Genomic DNA, 16,818 nt, shown 5'->3' with positions numbered 1-16,818 from the left:
CAAGTGAATTATTGGAGGAATACGAAATATGAATATGATGCTAGTTTTGGCCATTTATGTGGTCGCAATTGTTGCTTATGTAGCTTTCAGCCGTCGTCGCCAAGCAAAGGCACAGGAAGATCGTTTTGCAGGTCTTGCTAAGGGTGCTGAGGTTGAAACAATCGGTGGTTTGATTGCTATTGTCGATGAGATTGACAAAGAAAATAACCGTATTGTTTTGGATGCAGAAGGTGTCTTCTTGACCTTTGATTTGAGTCGTTCAATCATGAAAGTAATCACACCAGCACCAACTACAGAAACAGCAGAAACAACTAAAAAGACAATTATCGAAGAAGATTCAGCAATTGAGTCTGCTGATGAAAACTAAGATGTGTATTTAAGACTAGGTTAAATCCTGGTCTTTTTGCGTTTTCTAATCTTATCGGTATTAAAAGCTGTTCAGAACCCCTGAAAATGTGGTAAAATAAAGGGTAAACTATATTTAGAGGATATTCCATGTTTAAATTTAGAAAAAAATCTCATCAAGAGGTTCTAGATAATATTCCCAACCATATCGGTATTATTATGGATGGAAATGGCCGTTGGGCTAAAAAGCGTCTACAACCACGTGTGATGGGGCATAAGGCTGGGATGGATGCCTTGCAAAAGGTAACTATCGAAGCGTCACAACTTGGAGTTAAGGTATTGACAGTATATGCCTTCTCAACTGAAAACTGGTCACGCCCACAAGATGAAGTGAAATTCATCATGAATTTACCAGTTGAATTTTTTAACAAGTATGTACCAGAATTAGACAAAAACAATGTTCGTATTTTGACAATCGGAGATAACAGTCGTCTGCCTAAGGAAACCTTAGATGCTCTTGAAAAGGCAGTTGAGCAGACAAAACATAATTCCGGTTTGGTTCTCAACTTTGCACTGAACTATGGTGGTCGTGCGGAGATTGTATCTGCAGTTCAAGCGATTGCTAAAGAGGTTGAAGCAGGCAAACTCAGTCCTGAAGCTATTGATGAAGATCTCATTGCTAAGCATTTGATGACAGATAAATTGCCTTACCTCTACCGTGATCCAGATTTGATTATCCGTACGAGTGGCGAGCTTCGTCTTAGTAATTTCTTGCCTTGGCAATCTGCCTATAGTGAGTTTTACTTCACAGATGTTTTCTGGCCAGACTTTGACCAACAAGGGCTACGTCAAGCCATCTCTGACTACAATAAACGTCACCGTCGCTTCGGTGGTGTCTAGAAAGGACCTCTCATGCAAGAACGTTTAATTGGTGGGGGTGTGGCAGCAGCCATTTTCCTCCCATTGCTCTTTATCGGTGGTCTTCCTTTCCAACTTTTGGTTGGAGCCATGGCCATGGTTGCAGTGTCTGAGATGCTTCGCATGAAGCACTTGGAGATTTTCTCTATCGAGGGTATTTTATCAATGGTGGCAGCTTTTATCTTGGCTGTGCCGATTGATCAGTATTTTATCAGTCTTCCAACAAATGCTAGTGTGACAGGTTTCGCTGTTATTTCATTTTTGATTCTAGCGGGGACTGTCCTTAATAGCGACCATTATTCTTTTGATGATGCAGCTTATCCAATCGCATCTGCCTTTTATGTTGGTTTTGGTTTCCAAAATCTCATTGCGGCACGTTTGGATAGTTGGGAAAAAGTTCTCTTTGCCCTTTTTATTATTTGGGCAACAGATATTGGAGCTTACCTTTTTGGTCGTCAATTTGGTCAGAATAAGCTATTGCCAAAAGTATCACCAAATAAGACTATTGAGGGTAGTGTCGGTGGTATCTTATCCGCAATCATTGTGGCTCTTATCTTTGGTTTGATTAACCACGGCGTTTATGCCCCTCATAACTTCTTCTGGTTGCTTATCTGTACGATTCTCTTTAGTATCTTTGGTCAATTTGGTGATTTGGTTGAATCAGCTATTAAACGTCACTTTGGCGTTAAAGACTCAGGCAATCTCATTCCTGGACACGGTGGTGTTTTGGACCGTTGCGATAGCTGGATCTTCGTTTTCCCAATCATGCACTTCCTAGGACTTTTTTAAGAGTGGAGGTGTCTAGATGAAAGCTATTATTACCTTTTTACTGATTTTCTGTGTGATTGTCGTCTTCCATGAGTTTGGTCATTTCTTTTTCGCCAAACGCTCAGGAATTTTGGTTCGTGAATTTGCCATTGGTATGGGACCGAAAATTTTTGCACATACAGGTAAGGATGGTACCGTTTATACTATCCGTATCCTCCCTTTGGGTGGTTATGTCCGTATGGCTGGTTGGGGTGAAGATACAACTGAGATTAAAACAGGTAGCCCTGCCAGTCTAACGATTGGATCAGATGGTAAGGTAAGACGTATCAACCTTTCGGATCGCCAGGTTGACCAGACGGCTTTGCCTATGAACGTCACTGCCTATGATTTGGAAGATAAGTTAACCATTACAGGTCTAGTCCTAGATGAGACCAAGACCTATGAGGTTGATCATGATGCCACTATCGTTGAGGAGGATGGTACAGAACTTCGTATCGCTCCTAAGGATGTCCAATATCAAAATGCAAGCATTTGGGGACGTTTAATTACCAACTTTGCTGGTCCTATGAATAACTTCATTCTTGGGGTGCTTGTCTTTATTATCTTAGCCTTTGTTCAAGGTGGTGTTCAAGATATATCGACCAACCGTATCCAGGTAGCCGATGGAGGCGCTGCTCAGGTGGCAGGCTTGAAAAATGGTGATGCTATCGAGGCTATCAATAAGGACAAGGTTACTGATTGGGACGGCTTGAAGGAAGCATTGACAGAGAATACCCAGAAATTCTCCAAAGGTGACAGCCTTTCTGTGACAGTTAAGAGAAGTAACGGTCAGGAAGAAACAATCTCTGTTAAACCTCAGGAGAACCAAGGTAGCTATTTTTTGGGTGTTTCTCCTGCTTTAAAAACAAGTCTTAAAGATAAGATTTTTGGTGGTTTCCAAATGGCTTGGGAAGGGGCCTTCAAAATTCTCGTAGCACTTAAGGGACTTATCACCAACTTTAGTTTGAATAAACTTGGTGGACCGGTTGCTATGTTCCAGATGTCTGCCCAGGCTTCAGAAAATGGCTTGATTTCCATTCTTAACCTTATGGGGATGCTCTCAATTAACTTGGGAATTTTCAATCTTATCCCAATTCCAGCCCTTGACGGTGGAAAAATTGTTATGAATATTATTGAAGCCATTCGTCGTAAACCACTTAATCAAGAAATTGAAAGCTATATTACACTTGCAGGTGTTGCTATCATGGTTGTTCTTATGATTGCAGTTACTTGGAATGATATTATGCGTGCTTTCTTTTAATTAGAAACAAAGAAACGAAAGGAAGTCTAAGGGACTTGACCCAAGGGCCAGCCTCCTTAGTATGTAAATGATGAAACAAAGTAAAATGTTGATTCCAACACTTCGTGAAATGCCAAGTGATGCTCAAGTTATCAGTCATGCCCTTATGGTACGTGCGGGTTACGTGCGTCAGGTTTCTGCTGGTATCTATGCTTATATGCCATTGGCAAATCGTGCTATCGAGAAATTCAAAACCATCATGCGTGAGGAGTTTGAAAAAATCGGTGCGGTTGAAATGTTGGCGCCAGCACTTTTGACAGCAGATTTGTGGCGTGAGTCAGGCCGTTATGAAACTTACGGTGAAGACCTTTATAAACTTAAAAACCGTGATAAATCTGACTTTATCCTCGGTCCAACTCACGAAGAAACGTTTACAGCCTTGGTTCGTGATGCGGTTAAATCATACAAACAATTGCCACTTAATCTCTATCAAATCCAATCAAAATACCGTGATGAAAAACGTCCTCGTAACGGTCTTCTTCGTACACGTGAATTTATCATGAAGGATGCTTATAGTTTCCACCAAAACTATGAAGATTTGGATGTCACTTATGAAGACTACCGTAAAGCTTATGAGGCTATCTTTACACGTGCTGGCCTTGAATTTAAGGGTATCATCGGTGATGGTGGTGCCATGGGTGGTAAGGATTCTCAAGAATTTATGGCGGTTACTCCTGAGCGTACAGATCTCAACCGTTGGGTAGTTCTTGACAAGTCAATTGCTTCATTGGATGAGATTCCAGAAGATGTCATGGAAGAAATCAAGAAAGAATTGACATCATGGTTGGTATCTGGTGAAGACACAATTGCCTACTCTACAGAGTCAAGCTATGCAGCTAACCTTGAGATGGCAACAAATGCCTACACACCAGCGACTAAGGTTGTGACTCAAGAAGAAGTGACTCGTGTTGAAACACCAGATTGCAAGTCAATTGATGAAGTTGCTGCTTTCTTGAATGTTCCAGAAGAACAAACCATCAAGACTTTGCTTTTCATTGCTGATGATGAACCAGTGGTGGCCCTTCTTGTCGGTAATGATCAGGTTAACGATGTGAAGTTGAAAAACTACCTTGCTGCTGATTTCCTTGAACCAGCTACAGAAGATGAAGCACGTCAAGTCTTTGGCGCTAACTTCGGTTCTCTTGGTCCAGTTAACCTTCCTGAAAATGTTCGTATCGTTGCGGACCGTAAGGTTCAAGACGTGGCTAATGCGGTCGTTGGAGCCAATGAAGATGGTTACCACTTGACAGGGGTTAACCCAGAGCGTGACTTCAAGGCAGAATACGTGGATATTCGTGAAGTTAAAGAGGGTGAAATTTCACCAGATGGTCAAGGTGTCCTTCAGTTTGCGCGTGGTATCGAGATTGGTCATATCTTTAAACTTGGTACACGTTACTCTGAAAGTATGGGTGCTAATGTTCTTGATGAAAATGGCCGTGCTGTTCCAATTATCATGGGATGTTACGGTATCGGTGTAAGCCGTATCTTGTCAGCTGTGATCGAACAACATGCACGTCTCTTTGTTAACAAGACACCAAAAGGTCAATACCGCTATGCATGGGGAATTAACTTCCCTAAAGAATTGGCTCCATATGATGTTCACTTGATTACAGTTAACACTAAGGATGAGGAAGCCAATGCTCTGACAGAACGTTTGGAAGCTGCTCTTATGGCTGAAGGCTATGATGTCTTGACAGATGATCGTAATGAGCGTGTTGGTTCTAAATTCTCTGACAGTGACCTTATCGGACTTCCAATCCGTGTGACAGTTGGTAAAAAAGCCAGCGAAGGTGTTGTCGAAGTTAAAATCAAGGCAACAGGTGATACTATTGAAGTTAATGCCGATAACTTGATTGAGACACTTGCTATCTTAACAACAGAACAAAATGCTTAATATAAAAAATCTTTTCTTGCAGGAGCAAGAAGAGATTTTTCTTTTGTAGTGACAATGATAAATTGAGAGAAAAGAGAGTAAATTCCAATTTGACAGAATTGTCTAAATAGTGTAAACTTAAGACTATCATAACTACGGAGGCATCACATGCTTAACAAAGCGACCCATTTGGGAAATCTTAAAGCTTTTTATTACTTTAGTTTCTTTAGATAGGACGTTTGTGTTTCAGGATACAAGCGTCAGTCAGTTTGTATCTATGAAGCTAAAGCATTTTGTGATGGATTAGCCGATTAGATGAATAGGTCTAACCGGTGACATAAGCTAGCCTGTGCTAGTCAAGATGCATAAAACCAGTTGGGCCTGTCCTAACTGGTTTTTTTCATACCGTGGTCTATTTTTAATTTTCATTTGACTCTATCGTCTCGGAAAAAAGATGAAAGAAAATTGGAAATAGATAGAATAAAAAATAGAGGTATACAAGATGAAGAAATTCTTGGTCAGTATGATGGCTGTTATTACAGCTGTCCTCTTGGTAGCATGTTCCAATGCTTCTAATAAAGATTTGGTTCACGTCGGTGTGCTCCAATATGTGGAACATCCTTCCTTGTCAGCGACACGTAAAGGGTTCATTGAAGAACTCAAAGAGGAAGGTTACGTCGACGGTAAGAACATCAAAATCGATTATCAGAATGCACAAGGAGATCAGTCTAACTTGCAGACGATTTCTCAGTCGCTTATTGAAGATAATGATGTCATGTTAGCTATCGCAACCCCAGCAGCCCAGTCTTTGAGTAGTTTGACAAAGGACAAGCCAATTCTCTTTACAGCTGTCACAGATCCAGTTTCAGCTAAATTGGTTAAGTCTATGGACAATGTTGGAGGAAATGTGACAGGGACAAGCGACATGTCACCAATCAACAAACAAGTCGAGTTGTTGAAAAAGGTCCTTCCAAACACTAAAAAAGTTGGGATTATGTACACGACCAGCGAGCGTAACTCAGAAGTTCAGGTTGAAGAAGCCAAGAAATACTTCAAGGAAGCTGGTATTGAAACGGTTATCAAAGGAATTTCATCAACCAATGATATCCAAGACACAGCCAAGAGCTTGATGAGTCAAACCGAAGTGATTTTCATCCCAACTGATAATACTATTGTTAGTGCTATTAATACCTTGGTAGATCTTTCTAAAGAGACTAAGGTTCCAGTTGTTGGTAGTGACGCTGGTAGTGTAGAAAAAGGTGTCCTATTCACTTATGGAACCAACTATGAAGCGCTTGGACGTCAAACAGGTAAGTTGGCAGGCCGTGTTCTCCGAGGTGAGAAGGTCAAGGATGTCGATGCCGAGTATCCTAAAACCCTAAATGTTGTGGTTAACCATGACATGGCTAAAGAACTTGGTATTGATGTTTCTAGCATTAGTGACGAGGAATCTAAAGCATCAACACAAGATGACAAACCAATTGCTAAAAAAGATAAGGGTGTCATTAAGCTTAAGGTCAATAAGTCTTCTAAAAAAGGATTTTCAAATGTGGTGCTAACAGCCATTTCTCAGGGGCTTCTCTGGGCTATTATGGCTATCGGGGTCTTCATTACCTTCCGTATTTTGGACCTTGCTGATTTGACAGCTGAGGGGGCCTTCCCACTTGGTGCTGCTACGACAACTATCATGATTATCCGTGGGATTAACCCAATCTTTGCGACTCTAGGTGGTTTTGTAGCTGGTATGCTTGCTGGAGCTGTGTCTGGCTTTATGCATACGAAAATGAAGATACCAGCACTCTTAACGGGGATTATTACCTTAACAGGGCTCTATTCAGTTAACCTTTTGGTTCTTGGAAGTGCCAATGTCTCTCTTTCAGGACACAACACGCTGGTGACTATGGTTATGGATCTTGGTCTATCTAAGCTGAATGGTGTGATTCTATTAGGACTGATTTTTGTTAGTCTGGTAGTACTTATGTTGGTTGTTCTCCTTAATACACAGGTTGGACTTGCTCTTCGTGCAACAGGTGATAACCTTGCCATGGGTGAAGCCAATGGTATCAAGGTTGACCGTATGAAGATTCTTGGCTACATGATTTCCAATGGTTTGATTGCCCTATCAGGTGCCCTCCTAGCTCAAAACAATGGCTATGCGGATATGAATATGGGTACTGGTACAATCGTAAATGGCTTGGCTGCAATCATCTTAGCCGAAGTTATCGTCAAGTATCTACCACTTGGCAAACGCCTCTGGTCAATTGTCGTAGGAGCTGTTCTCTACCGTTTGGTCTTGGTTATTATCCTTGCCATGAACGTTGATGCTCAAATGTTGAAATTGGCTTCAGCCATCTTGCTTGCTATCATCCTTTATGTGCCAGAAGTACGACAAAAATTGAAAATCAGACCTAACAAATCCTTGACTCCAGGAGGTGACAAGTAATGGCTTTACTTAGTTTACAACAGATTCATAAAACCTTTGAAAAAGGCACGGTCAATGAAAATCACGTCCTTCGTGGTTTGGATCTCGACATTGAACAGGGAGATTTTATCTCTGTTATTGGGGGAAATGGTGCTGGTAAATCAACCTTGATGAATTCAATTGCTGGTGTTCTTAGCATTGATGAGGGGGATATCTTGTTGGAGGGGCAATCTATTAAGAAAGCATCTGTAGATGAGCGCTCTAAAGACATTAGCCGTGTTTTCCAAGATCCTCGAATGGGGACAGCGACAAACCTTTCTATCGAAGAAAATATGGCGATTGCCTATCGTCGTGGTAAGAAACGTAGCTTTTTTAAAAAGTCTATCACTGAAAGCGAACGTCAAGTCTTCAAGGAAGCCTTGGTAGATCTTGGTCTTGGTCTTGAGAATCGTATGAAGACTGATGCTAATTTCTTGTCAGGTGGACAACGTCAGGCCTTGACACTTGCTATGGCAACCTTGGTGCGTCCCAAAATCTTGCTTTTGGATGAACATACAGCAGCCCTAGATCCTAAGACAAGTGATATGGTCATGAATTTGACACGTAAGATCGTTGAAGAACAAGAATTGACAACCCTTATGATTACCCATAATATGGAACATGCTATCGAATATGGGAACCGTCTGGTTATGCTCTATCACGGTAAAATCGTCGTCGATGTGCGAGGTGAAGAAAAGAAAAATCTCACTGTTGCAGAACTTATGGACCTCTTCCACAAAAATAGTGGACAAGTCCTCAATGACGATGCCTTGGTACTCGGTTAACAAACAAAAAAGAAACTATCCAAAGTTCAGATTTTGGGTAGTTTTTTCTTGACTATTTTTGACCAAGTGCTAAAATAAATATATGGATTAGCACTCGTGGTTTATGAGTGCTAAAAATAACGTTTCACACGTTACTAATAATAAATAACATTTGGAGGTAATTGGTATGGCATTGAAACCATTGGGTGATCGTATCGTTGTCCGTTTTGAAGAAACAGAAGAAAAAACAGCTAGTGGCTTTGTATTGGCAGGGGCCAGTCATGAAGCTACAAAGACTGCTGAGGTTTTGGCAGTAGGTGAAGGAATCCGTACTCTTACTGGTGAATTGATTGCACCTAGTGTTGCAGCAGGCGATAAAGTTCTTGTTGAAAATGGTGCAGGTGTCAATGTTAAAGACGGAGATGATTCCGTTTCAATTATCCGTGAAGCAGACATTTTAGCAGTCCTAGCTTAGGTCTATGCTAATCAGATATAAAGTAAGATAAAGAAGGAGTAACTATGGCAAAAGATATTAAATTTTCATCAGATGCACGCGCAGCAATGGTCCGTGGTGTTGATACTTTGGCTGATACAGTTAAGGTAACGCTTGGTCCTAAAGGTCGTAACGTGGTTTTGGAAAAAGCTTTTGGCTCACCTCTTATCACTAATGATGGTGTGACAATTGCTAAAGAAATTGAACTCGAAGATCACTTTGAAAATATGGGTGCTAAGCTTGTCAGCGAAGTCGCTTCAAAAACGAACGATATTGCCGGTGACGGAACAACTACAGCCACTGTTTTGACACAAGCTATTGTTCGTGAAGGTCTCAAAAATGTAACGGCTGGTGCTAATCCAATCGGTATCCGTCGTGGGATTGAAGCAGCTGTAGCTACAGCCGTGGAAGAGCTTAAAGCCATTGCACAACCAGTTGCTAATAAAGAAGCTATTGCCCAAGTCGCAGCGGTTTCATCACGTTCTGAAAAAGTTGGTGAATACATTTCAGAAGCTATGGAACGTGTGGGTAATGATGGTGTTATCACTATTGAAGAGTCTCGTGGTATGGAGACAGAACTCGAAGTGGTTGAAGGTATGCAGTTTGACCGTGGTTATCTTTCTCAGTACATGGTTACTGATAATGAAAAAATGGTCGCTGACCTTGATAATCCATTTATCCTTGTGACTGACAAGAAAATTTCAAATATCCAAGATGTCCTTCCACTCTTGGAAGAAGTGCTTAAGACAAGTCGTCCACTCTTGATCATTGCTGATGATGTGGATGGTGAAGCTCTTCCTACACTTGTTCTTAACAAGATTCGTGGAACTTTCAATGTCGTTGCTGTTAAGGCACCTGGCTTTGGTGACCGTCGTAAAGCGATGTTGGAAGACATTGCCGTATTGACAGGAGCAACTGTCATTACTGAAGATCTTGGTCTTGAGCTTAAGGATGCAACTATGGCAGCACTTGGTCAAGCCTCTAAAGTAACTGTGGATAAAGATAGTACAGTTATCGTTGAAGGTGCAGGAAGCACAGAAGCGATTGCTAACCGTGTTAACCTCATCAAGTCTCAATTGGAAACAACAACATCTGAATTTGACCGTGAAAAACTTCAAGAACGTTTGGCTAAATTGTCAGGTGGGGTTGCAGTTGTTAAGGTTGGTGCGGCCACTGAAACAGCCCTTAAAGAAATGAAACTTCGTATCGAAGATGCCCTTAACGCTACTCGTGCCGCTGTTGAAGAAGGTATCGTAGCAGGTGGTGGTACAGCCCTTGTTAACGTCATTGCTAAGGTTGCTGAACTTGATCTTGAAGGTGACGACGCTACAGGACGTAACATTGTCCTCCGTGCCTTGGAAGAACCAGTTCGTCAAATTGCTTATAACGCTGGTTATGAAGGTTCAGTTATCATCGATAAATTGAAGAACAGCCCAGTTGGTACAGGCTTTAACGCTGCTAACGGTGAATGGGTAGATATGGTTGAAGCAGGAATTATCGACCCTGTTAAGGTCACACGTTCTGCCCTCCAAAATGCTGCTTCTGTAGCTAGTCTTATCTTGACAACTGAAGCAGTCGTTGCCAATAAACCTGAACCAGAAACTCCAGCAGCACCAGCTATGGATCCAGGAATGATGGGCTACTAAGAGTTTAAAAAAGCAAAAGAAAAAACCTAGGGAAAGTCGAGAAACTTTTTCTGGGTTTTCTTTTTTTCAATTATTTGTTGTTAATTACTGAAAAGGGTTAAATGTATCAGAACTTCCTTGTTGACCTGCCATTTGCATCATCATTTGTTGTTGTCTAATGCGTTCTGCTTCCTTATTCGTATTGATAGAAACAGCAAGAAGGATGATCCAACCGATGAATGTCCAGCCTAGAAGAAAGGATAGGATAAAGATTGGCCATTTTTTATCGGTTTTATTTAGAAGAGCTGGTAATATTTGAAGTACTACCAAGGGTAAAGAAATGATGATGGAGAGAAAAGCCGTGAGCAAGCCGCCACTAAGCTCATCACTGGCAATTCCAAAGAGTATCATTGCAAGAGCCCAGAGGATAACTGGGATAGAAGCGATGGCTATCATGATGAGGTTTGTTTGAGACTTACTTTCGTGTTGCGTCCAAGTCTCGTTAAAGTTATGATTTGGATGTTGGAAGGTAGCATTAGTCTGACTTGACGCGGGGCTAGTATTTGGTAAATCCTGTAGTTCCTCTAAGTTGGTATCAGCTAGTGGTTCTTCAGCAACATCATAATTGTCAACATCATTTTCGGCAGTTTCTACAGTGTCTTTTTGTGGGACAGTTTTTGTTATTTCGACAGTTGGTTTGGGAGTTTCTCGGACAAACTCGCCTTTCTGAGCTGCTTCAGCCATTTCTTGAATACTTGGATTACGACCATTAACTGCTTGGAAAAAATCAATCCAATCTTGTTGTTTCATGTGTATAACCTCCAGATAACTTGATTATAAAAATGTTGATAATTACAATTATAGCAATAGTGTAAGGGGACGGCAATGGGAATCGAATAAGAGTGTTTGCTTTATTTCCTAATAATCTTCTTATCACTAAAGATGGGAAAGAGAAAGAAATAGGTTAGGATATAGACCACTAGAGGATATATCAGTGGATTATAGTTCCAGGCTCCTTGCCAATCTAGGTGTAAGAGCCTAACACTAGCGCGTGTTAGGCCTGCGCTCCAACCCTTAAGTCCAAATGGTCTTAGGATTAAACTGAGTGGTGTTGGCAGATGCAAAAGGTAGACTCCATAAACTGCCACTAAAACTAAGAGATATAATCTAAAAAAACGCTGGTGGTAGGCCCACAAGCGTGTGAAATAGTTTTTCATTAGCCAATAACTGCAAAGAGTTTTTGAGCGTTTGATTGGCGAGTAGCATCCATGATAAGGAACCAGTCGACGATAGTCCAGATACCACAGCCACCGCATGTCAATAGTTTACCAACACCTAAGCCAACGTGTCCTAAGATAAAACGGTCAATTCCAAGAGAACCACCGAAAAGTGAGATAATAAGCATCATTGTAGGATCTTGGAAGCTGATTGAGTAAAGCATTGAAAGCTGTTGTTCAGGAAGTGCCTCAAGGCGTTGGCGGATGTACTGCACTTGTTCTGTTGGGAAATACTTGGCATTGATAGCTAACCATTGATCTGCTGGATTCATAATTAAATACTCCTCTAATTTATATGATATGTAAAGCTTAACATAATGTCCAGGGAGATTCAAGGTGGTCAAGGCTTTTGAAGTCAATAAAAGCAACTTATTTGCAAGCTTCCACTGTGTCATAACTAGAGGATCATTAGGATAATCCTTTCGCACTATGCTTGAGAATGAGCCTACTTCTATTATTTGTGATTTCTCAACCCTTTTTCAAAACTGTCTGAACTCGCCTTAACAGTGATTTTTTCGAGTGTTAAGGGATGGGTGAAACTAAGAGTGTGGGCGTGGAGCATGAGTCGAGATGCGGTTCGGTGACTATAAAGAGGATCTCCCAGAATGGCATGCCCATGGTGGGCCAGATGCACACGAATTTGGTGGGTCCGGCCGGTTTTTAGTTGGCAATTGACCAGACTAGCTCCTTTAAAGGTTTTGAGGCGTGTGACGGTTGTATAGGCAACCTGCCCTTTTCTAGGATCAACCACCCGTTTTCTACGATCATGGCGGTCGCGTCCAATCTTGTCATTGTACACAGTCTCCTTGGTTTGGAATTTACCTTCAGCTAATGCCCAGTATTGACGCTGAATATTCTTATCTTCCAAGAGTCTATTGAGAATTGGCAGGATAAACGGATTTTTTGCGAAGAGTACAGCCCCACTAGTTTCCATGTCTAGTCGATGAACGACGTAACAGGTTTGCCCACAATAGGCCGAAACATGGTTAAGTAGAGCAATTTCTGTGGGTTCATTACCATGTGTTTTCATTCCTTCAGGTTTATTGACCACGATGAGATGCTGATCCTCATAGAGAGGCTCTACTAGGCTGGCATTTCCCATAGGGATAATTTTTTCAGGGTAGTCCTCTGTATCAAAGGTCAGGCTAATCTTATCACCTTTTTCAACAGGACTCTGCCAATTAATAGTCTCTCCATTGATGAGGACGTGCTTTTTCGTGCGTAGGAAATGACGAATCTTACGAGGAATGAGGAGCTTAGTTTCGAGCAAGTCTTTGACAGTTGTTGCAGGATAGGGATTGATAATTTCTACGTGTAAAGTCATGGTTTCATTATATCATGAACGTTTAAAAGAGGACAGAATCTGTAAAAACTTGGTATAATAGGGTTATGACATTTTTTGATAATCTAAAAAACAAACTTTTTAAAGAAGAAAATAGCGGAAAGGGTAAGGATTCCCAGCCTGCTGAAAAATCGAAGAATTTACAAAATAAGATAAAGGGACTCTTTGCTAAGAAACCTGATGAGGTTGAACAAGCTGTTGAAGACCTAGATATGTCTCAGGAAAGTCAAGAGACGTCACGTTATCAACGTTCTAAGCAAAAGAAACCTATTGATACCACCAAACCTTTAGGTAAGTTTCAGGCGTTCTTGAGCAAGTTTACACTTTCACCAAGAAATCCTATTCGTCGTTTCTGGCGTCGCTATCATATTGGTAAAATTCTCTTTATCATGGTAGCTGTGCTGGTTCTGACAGTAGGTTCCTACCTTTTCTATATTGCCAAGACGACCAATGTTTCAGATCTTCAAGATGCCTTGAAAGCAACTACGGTTATCTATGACAAAGAAGGCAATCAAGCTGGTTCTTTGTCAGGGCAAAAAGGGACCTATGTGGAGCTGGATGCCATTAGTGATAGCCTAGAGAATGCTGTTATAGCAACTGAGGACCGTACCTTCTATGAAAATAGCGGGGTTAACGTCAAGCGATTTCTCTTGGCCATTGTATCTATGGGACGCTTTGGTGGTGGCTCGACCATTACCCAACAGTTGGCTAAAAATGCCTTCTTGACACAAGAACAGACAGTCACTCGTAAGGCCAAGGAATTCTTCCTCTCTTTGGAATTAACCAAGAAATACAGCAAGCAAGAAATCCTTACCATGTACCTCAATAATGCCTACTTCGGAAATGGGGTTTGGGGTGTTGAAGATGCTAGTCAAAAATACTTCGGGACAAGTGCTGCCAATCTAACCGTTGATGAAGCAGCGACCCTCGCTGGTATGCTTAAGGGACCTGAAATTTACAACCCAATTGATAATATCAAAAATGCGACCAACCGTAGAAACACTGTCCTCGCCAACATGGTTGATGACAAGAAGTTGAGTCAGGCAGACGCCGACAGTGCGGCAGGAGTTGATATGGCTAGTCGCCTGGATGATACCTATCAAGGGACTGGCGATGACTACAAGTATCCGTCTTACTTTGATGCTGTTATTGAAGAAGCTACGAAAACTTATGGCTTGAGTGAGGATGAAATCGTTAAAAATGGTTACAAAATCTACACAGAGATGGATGCCAACTCACAAGCTAATATGCAACAAACCTACGAAAATACCTATCTCTTCCCTACATCAGAAAGTGACGGTAGTACAGCACAGTCAGCTAGTGTAGCACTTGATCCAACAACTGGAGCGGTACGTGGTCTAGTAGGTCGTGTGGGTGGTACTAGTGATACAACCTTCCGTAACTTTAACTATGCAACTCAAGGGAAGCGTAGTCCTGGATCGACCATCAAACCTTTAGTGGTCTATGCCCCAGCTCTGGCTTCAGGATGGAGCATCAATAAGGACCTTCCTAATAAACCAATCGACTATAACGGCTATACTCCAACCAACTACGGTGGTGTTGAGACAGAGGATGTGCCCATGTATCAAGCTTTGGCCAACTCCTACAATATCCCAGCAGTTTACCTCTTTAATCAAATCGGTATTAAAAAGGGGATTAGTTACGGTCAAAAATTTGGTCTTAACTTTGACAATGTTCCGGAAGAACTTGGAATTTCACTTGGTGGTGGTGTGACAGCCAGTCCTCTTCAAATGGCTCAGGCATATGCGACCTTTGCTAATGGTGGTGAGATGAATACAGCTTATTTCATCACTAAAATTGAAAATGCCAGTGGAGACATTATTGCTACCCATAGTAAGAAGTCTAAACGTGTTATCAGCCAGTCAGTAGCTAACCAGATGACCAGCATGATGCTTGGTACCTTCTCAAATGGTTCCGCTGTGAATGCCAACTACACAGGTTACACGATGGCAGGTAAGACAGGTACTGTTCAGGCTGAATTTAACAAAGATTTGACTAGTGACCAGTGGGTGATTGGTTATACTCCTGATGTGGTTATGACGACCTGGATCGGCTTTGATAAGACTGACGAGAGTCACTACCTAACAGGAGCTAGCTCGGGAACAGCTTCGACAATCTTCAGCTATATCGCTGCGGATGTTTTGCCAAATACACCAGGTACTGAGTTTACCGTTGAAAATGCCTATGCAGCTGACGGCCAAACTCTAGACTATACGGCAGACCCAAATGATTCGCGCAATAGCAGTAACAAGTCATGGACAGACAAGGCATCAGACGTTGTGAATGACGTTAAAGATCAGGCAAGCAGCCTTTGGGATAAGATTACAGACTCCTTCTCAGGTCTATTCAGATAGCTTGTCAATTGCATTTAAAAGTGGTAAGATAAAAAGAACGGAGGCGTTATGGCACAGAAAAAAGCAAGCCTAGCGTGTGCTGAATGCGGGAGCCGAAACTACTCAATTAATGTGAGTAGCACTCCCAAACCAACACGACTAGAAGTTAACAAATTTTGTAAACATTGTAAAAAATACACCTTGCATAAGGAAACAAGATAGGAGACACCGTGAGACAAACTGGAAGTATTTTCAAAGTCTTGAAAGACACGACTTGGCCAGACCGTAAACAACGCTGGCACGATTTTATTTCAGTTCTTGAGTATACTGCGTTCTTCACTGTCATCATCTATGCATTTGATGAGTTGTTGAGTCGCGCTATGTCAGCACTGATTAACTTTTTCTAAAGAAAACACAAAAAGAGTGGGAATGCCTGCTCTTTTTTGTTATAATAAATGCAGATAAAAGTGAGAAGAAGGGCCACCAGGCTTTTTTATTACGCTTTGAATTAAACCATAGGCATTCATTTACATTTAACACTCGAATCTAGAAGATAGCTAGCCAAAGGTGTTTAAATGCCATTTAGAAAAAAGAAAGGAATCCTAAAATGCTAGATTCATTCGACAAGGGCTGGTTCGTCCTTCAAACGTATTCAGGATACGAAAACAAAGTTAAAGAAAACCTTTTGCAACGTGCCCAAACTTATAACATGCTTGAAAATATCTTGCGTGTTGAAATCCCAACTCAAACTGTCAATGTTGAGAAAAACGGTAAAGTTAAAGAAGTGGAGGAAAACCGCTTTCCTGGTTACGTTCTTGTTGAGATGGTAATGACAGACGAAGCATGGTTCGTTGTCCGTAATACTCCGAACGTTACTGGTTTCGTTGGTTCTCACGGTAACCGTTCTAAACCAACACCACTTTTGGAAGAAGAAATCCGTCAAATCTTGATTTCAATGGGTCAAACAGTTGATGTCTTTGATACTAATATCAAGGTTGGTGACGTGGTTCAAATCATCGATGGTGCCTTTATGGGTCAAGAAGGCCGTGTTGTAGAAATTGAAAACAACAAGGTTAAAATCATGATTAACATGTTTGGTTCTGAAACAGCTGCTGAACTTGAACTTTACCAAATCGCTGAACTTTAAGATAGATAAAAAGAGGTTGGGCTAAGAGACTTCAACCTTGGAAGACTATCTCATTAAACTTGAGGGGAGAGGCTAGAAGCTAGATTTTTGAAATTTAGTTCTGTGTCACTCC

The 16,818-nt window shown here is 41.4% G+C and carries 17 protein-coding genes; 13 read left to right on the top strand and 4 right to left on the bottom strand.

What is annotated here, in order from left to right:
• Window positions 1–28: 28 nt before the first annotated feature.
• The 9 genes from ADH51_RS01215 (at window position 29) to groL (ending at window position 10,607) form a co-directional block, all read left to right on the top strand.
• Complete coding sequence (locus ADH51_RS01215; protein WP_002883701.1) at window positions 29–367, top strand: preprotein translocase subunit YajC; 339 nt, start codon at window positions 29–31, stop codon at window positions 365–367.
• Window positions 368–495: 128 nt separating this feature from the next.
• Complete coding sequence (locus tag ADH51_RS01210; protein ID WP_002886457.1) at window positions 496–1,245, top strand: isoprenyl transferase; 750 nt, start codon at window positions 496–498, stop codon at window positions 1,243–1,245.
• Window positions 1,246–1,257: 12 nt separating this feature from the next.
• A complete protein-coding gene (locus tag ADH51_RS01205; protein ID WP_037610707.1) occupies window positions 1,258–2,052 on the top strand; it encodes a phosphatidate cytidylyltransferase in 795 nt (264 codons plus the stop codon).
• A 16-nt stretch (window positions 2,053–2,068) separates the two neighbouring features.
• Window positions 2,069–3,331: an RIP metalloprotease RseP gene (gene rseP, locus ADH51_RS01200; protein ID WP_048673950.1), complete on the top strand. Its 1,263-nt coding sequence runs from the start codon at window positions 2,069–2,071 to the stop codon at window positions 3,329–3,331.
• Between the two features lie 70 nt (window positions 3,332–3,401).
• Window positions 3,402–5,264 carry a proline--tRNA ligase gene (locus ADH51_RS01195; protein ID WP_104020717.1) on the top strand — a complete coding sequence of 621 codons (1,863 nt, stop codon included), beginning with the start codon at window positions 3,402–3,404 and terminating at the stop codon, window positions 5,262–5,264.
• Between the two features lie 481 nt (window positions 5,265–5,745).
• Window positions 5,746–7,686 carry an ABC transporter substrate binding protein gene (locus ADH51_RS01190; RefSeq protein WP_002883690.1) on the top strand — a complete coding sequence of 647 codons (1,941 nt, stop codon included), beginning with the start codon at window positions 5,746–5,748 and terminating at the stop codon, window positions 7,684–7,686.
• Window positions 7,686–8,489 (top strand): ABC transporter ATP-binding protein, encoded by an 804-nt coding sequence (locus ADH51_RS01185; protein ID WP_002883592.1) that lies wholly within the window; start codon window positions 7,686–7,688, stop codon window positions 8,487–8,489. Before ADH51_RS01190 ends, ADH51_RS01185 begins: the two co-directional genes overlap by 1 nt.
• Window positions 8,490–8,655: 166 nt before the next feature.
• The gene (gene groES / locus ADH51_RS01180; protein ID WP_002883604.1) at window positions 8,656–8,943 is read left to right on the top strand and encodes a co-chaperone GroES; all 288 of its coding nucleotides are present in this window, start codon (window positions 8,656–8,658) and stop codon (window positions 8,941–8,943) included.
• Between the two features lie 44 nt (window positions 8,944–8,987).
• Window positions 8,988–10,607 carry a chaperonin GroEL gene (gene groL / locus ADH51_RS01175; protein ID WP_002883626.1) on the top strand — a complete coding sequence of 540 codons (1,620 nt, stop codon included), beginning with the start codon at window positions 8,988–8,990 and terminating at the stop codon, window positions 10,605–10,607.
• A gap of 84 nt (window positions 10,608–10,691) precedes the next feature.
• On the opposite strand, the gene ADH51_RS01170 is transcribed toward groL, so the two are convergent.
• From ADH51_RS01170 to ADH51_RS01160, 4 genes are all read right to left on the bottom strand, one after another.
• Window positions 10,692–11,396 carry a superinfection immunity protein gene (locus tag ADH51_RS01170; protein WP_048673948.1) on the bottom strand — a complete coding sequence of 235 codons (705 nt, stop codon included), beginning with the start codon at window positions 11,394–11,396 and terminating at the stop codon, window positions 10,692–10,694.
• 101 nt (window positions 11,397–11,497) lie between these two features.
• Window positions 11,498–11,803 carry a DUF2752 domain-containing protein gene (locus ADH51_RS09730; RefSeq protein WP_081051368.1) on the bottom strand — a complete coding sequence of 102 codons (306 nt, stop codon included), beginning with the start codon at window positions 11,801–11,803 and terminating at the stop codon, window positions 11,498–11,500.
• A complete protein-coding gene (locus ADH51_RS01165; RefSeq protein WP_021143504.1) occupies window positions 11,803–12,135 on the bottom strand; it encodes a TM2 domain-containing protein in 333 nt (110 codons plus the stop codon). The genes ADH51_RS09730 and ADH51_RS01165 overlap by 1 nt, the downstream gene beginning before the upstream one ends.
• Before the next feature lie 182 nt (window positions 12,136–12,317).
• Window positions 12,318–13,187, bottom strand: coding sequence for an RluA family pseudouridine synthase (locus tag ADH51_RS01160; RefSeq protein ID WP_048673946.1), 870 nt, complete (start codon window positions 13,185–13,187; stop codon window positions 12,318–12,320).
• A gap of 65 nt (window positions 13,188–13,252) precedes the next feature.
• Between ADH51_RS01160 and pbp2a the strand changes: the two genes are divergently transcribed.
• The 4 genes from pbp2a to nusG all read left to right on the top strand — a co-directional run bounded on the left by pbp2a (window position 13,253) and on the right by nusG (window position 16,706).
• Window positions 13,253–15,580 carry a penicillin-binding protein PBP2A gene (pbp2a, locus tag ADH51_RS01155; protein WP_048673944.1) on the top strand — a complete coding sequence of 776 codons (2,328 nt, stop codon included), beginning with the start codon at window positions 13,253–13,255 and terminating at the stop codon, window positions 15,578–15,580.
• A gap of 48 nt (window positions 15,581–15,628) precedes the next feature.
• Window positions 15,629–15,781: a 50S ribosomal protein L33 gene (gene rpmG, locus ADH51_RS09725; protein ID WP_002886472.1), complete on the top strand. Its 153-nt coding sequence runs from the start codon at window positions 15,629–15,631 to the stop codon at window positions 15,779–15,781.
• Between the two features lie 8 nt (window positions 15,782–15,789).
• Complete coding sequence (gene secE, locus ADH51_RS01150) at window positions 15,790–15,966, top strand: preprotein translocase subunit SecE (RefSeq protein ID WP_002883656.1); 177 nt, start codon at window positions 15,790–15,792, stop codon at window positions 15,964–15,966.
• A 200-nt stretch (window positions 15,967–16,166) separates the two neighbouring features.
• Window positions 16,167–16,706: a transcription termination/antitermination protein NusG gene (nusG, locus tag ADH51_RS01145; RefSeq protein ID WP_002883644.1), complete on the top strand. Its 540-nt coding sequence runs from the start codon at window positions 16,167–16,169 to the stop codon at window positions 16,704–16,706.
• Window positions 16,707–16,818 lie beyond the last annotated feature (112 nt).

The sequence above is a fragment of the Streptococcus sp. 449_SSPC genome (assembly GCF_001073005.1).
GTDB lineage: Bacteria > Bacillota > Bacilli > Lactobacillales > Streptococcaceae > Streptococcus > Streptococcus salivarius_F.
Note: the sequence above shows the minus strand (reverse complement) of the source record. Positions and strands in the feature narration are given on the sequence as shown.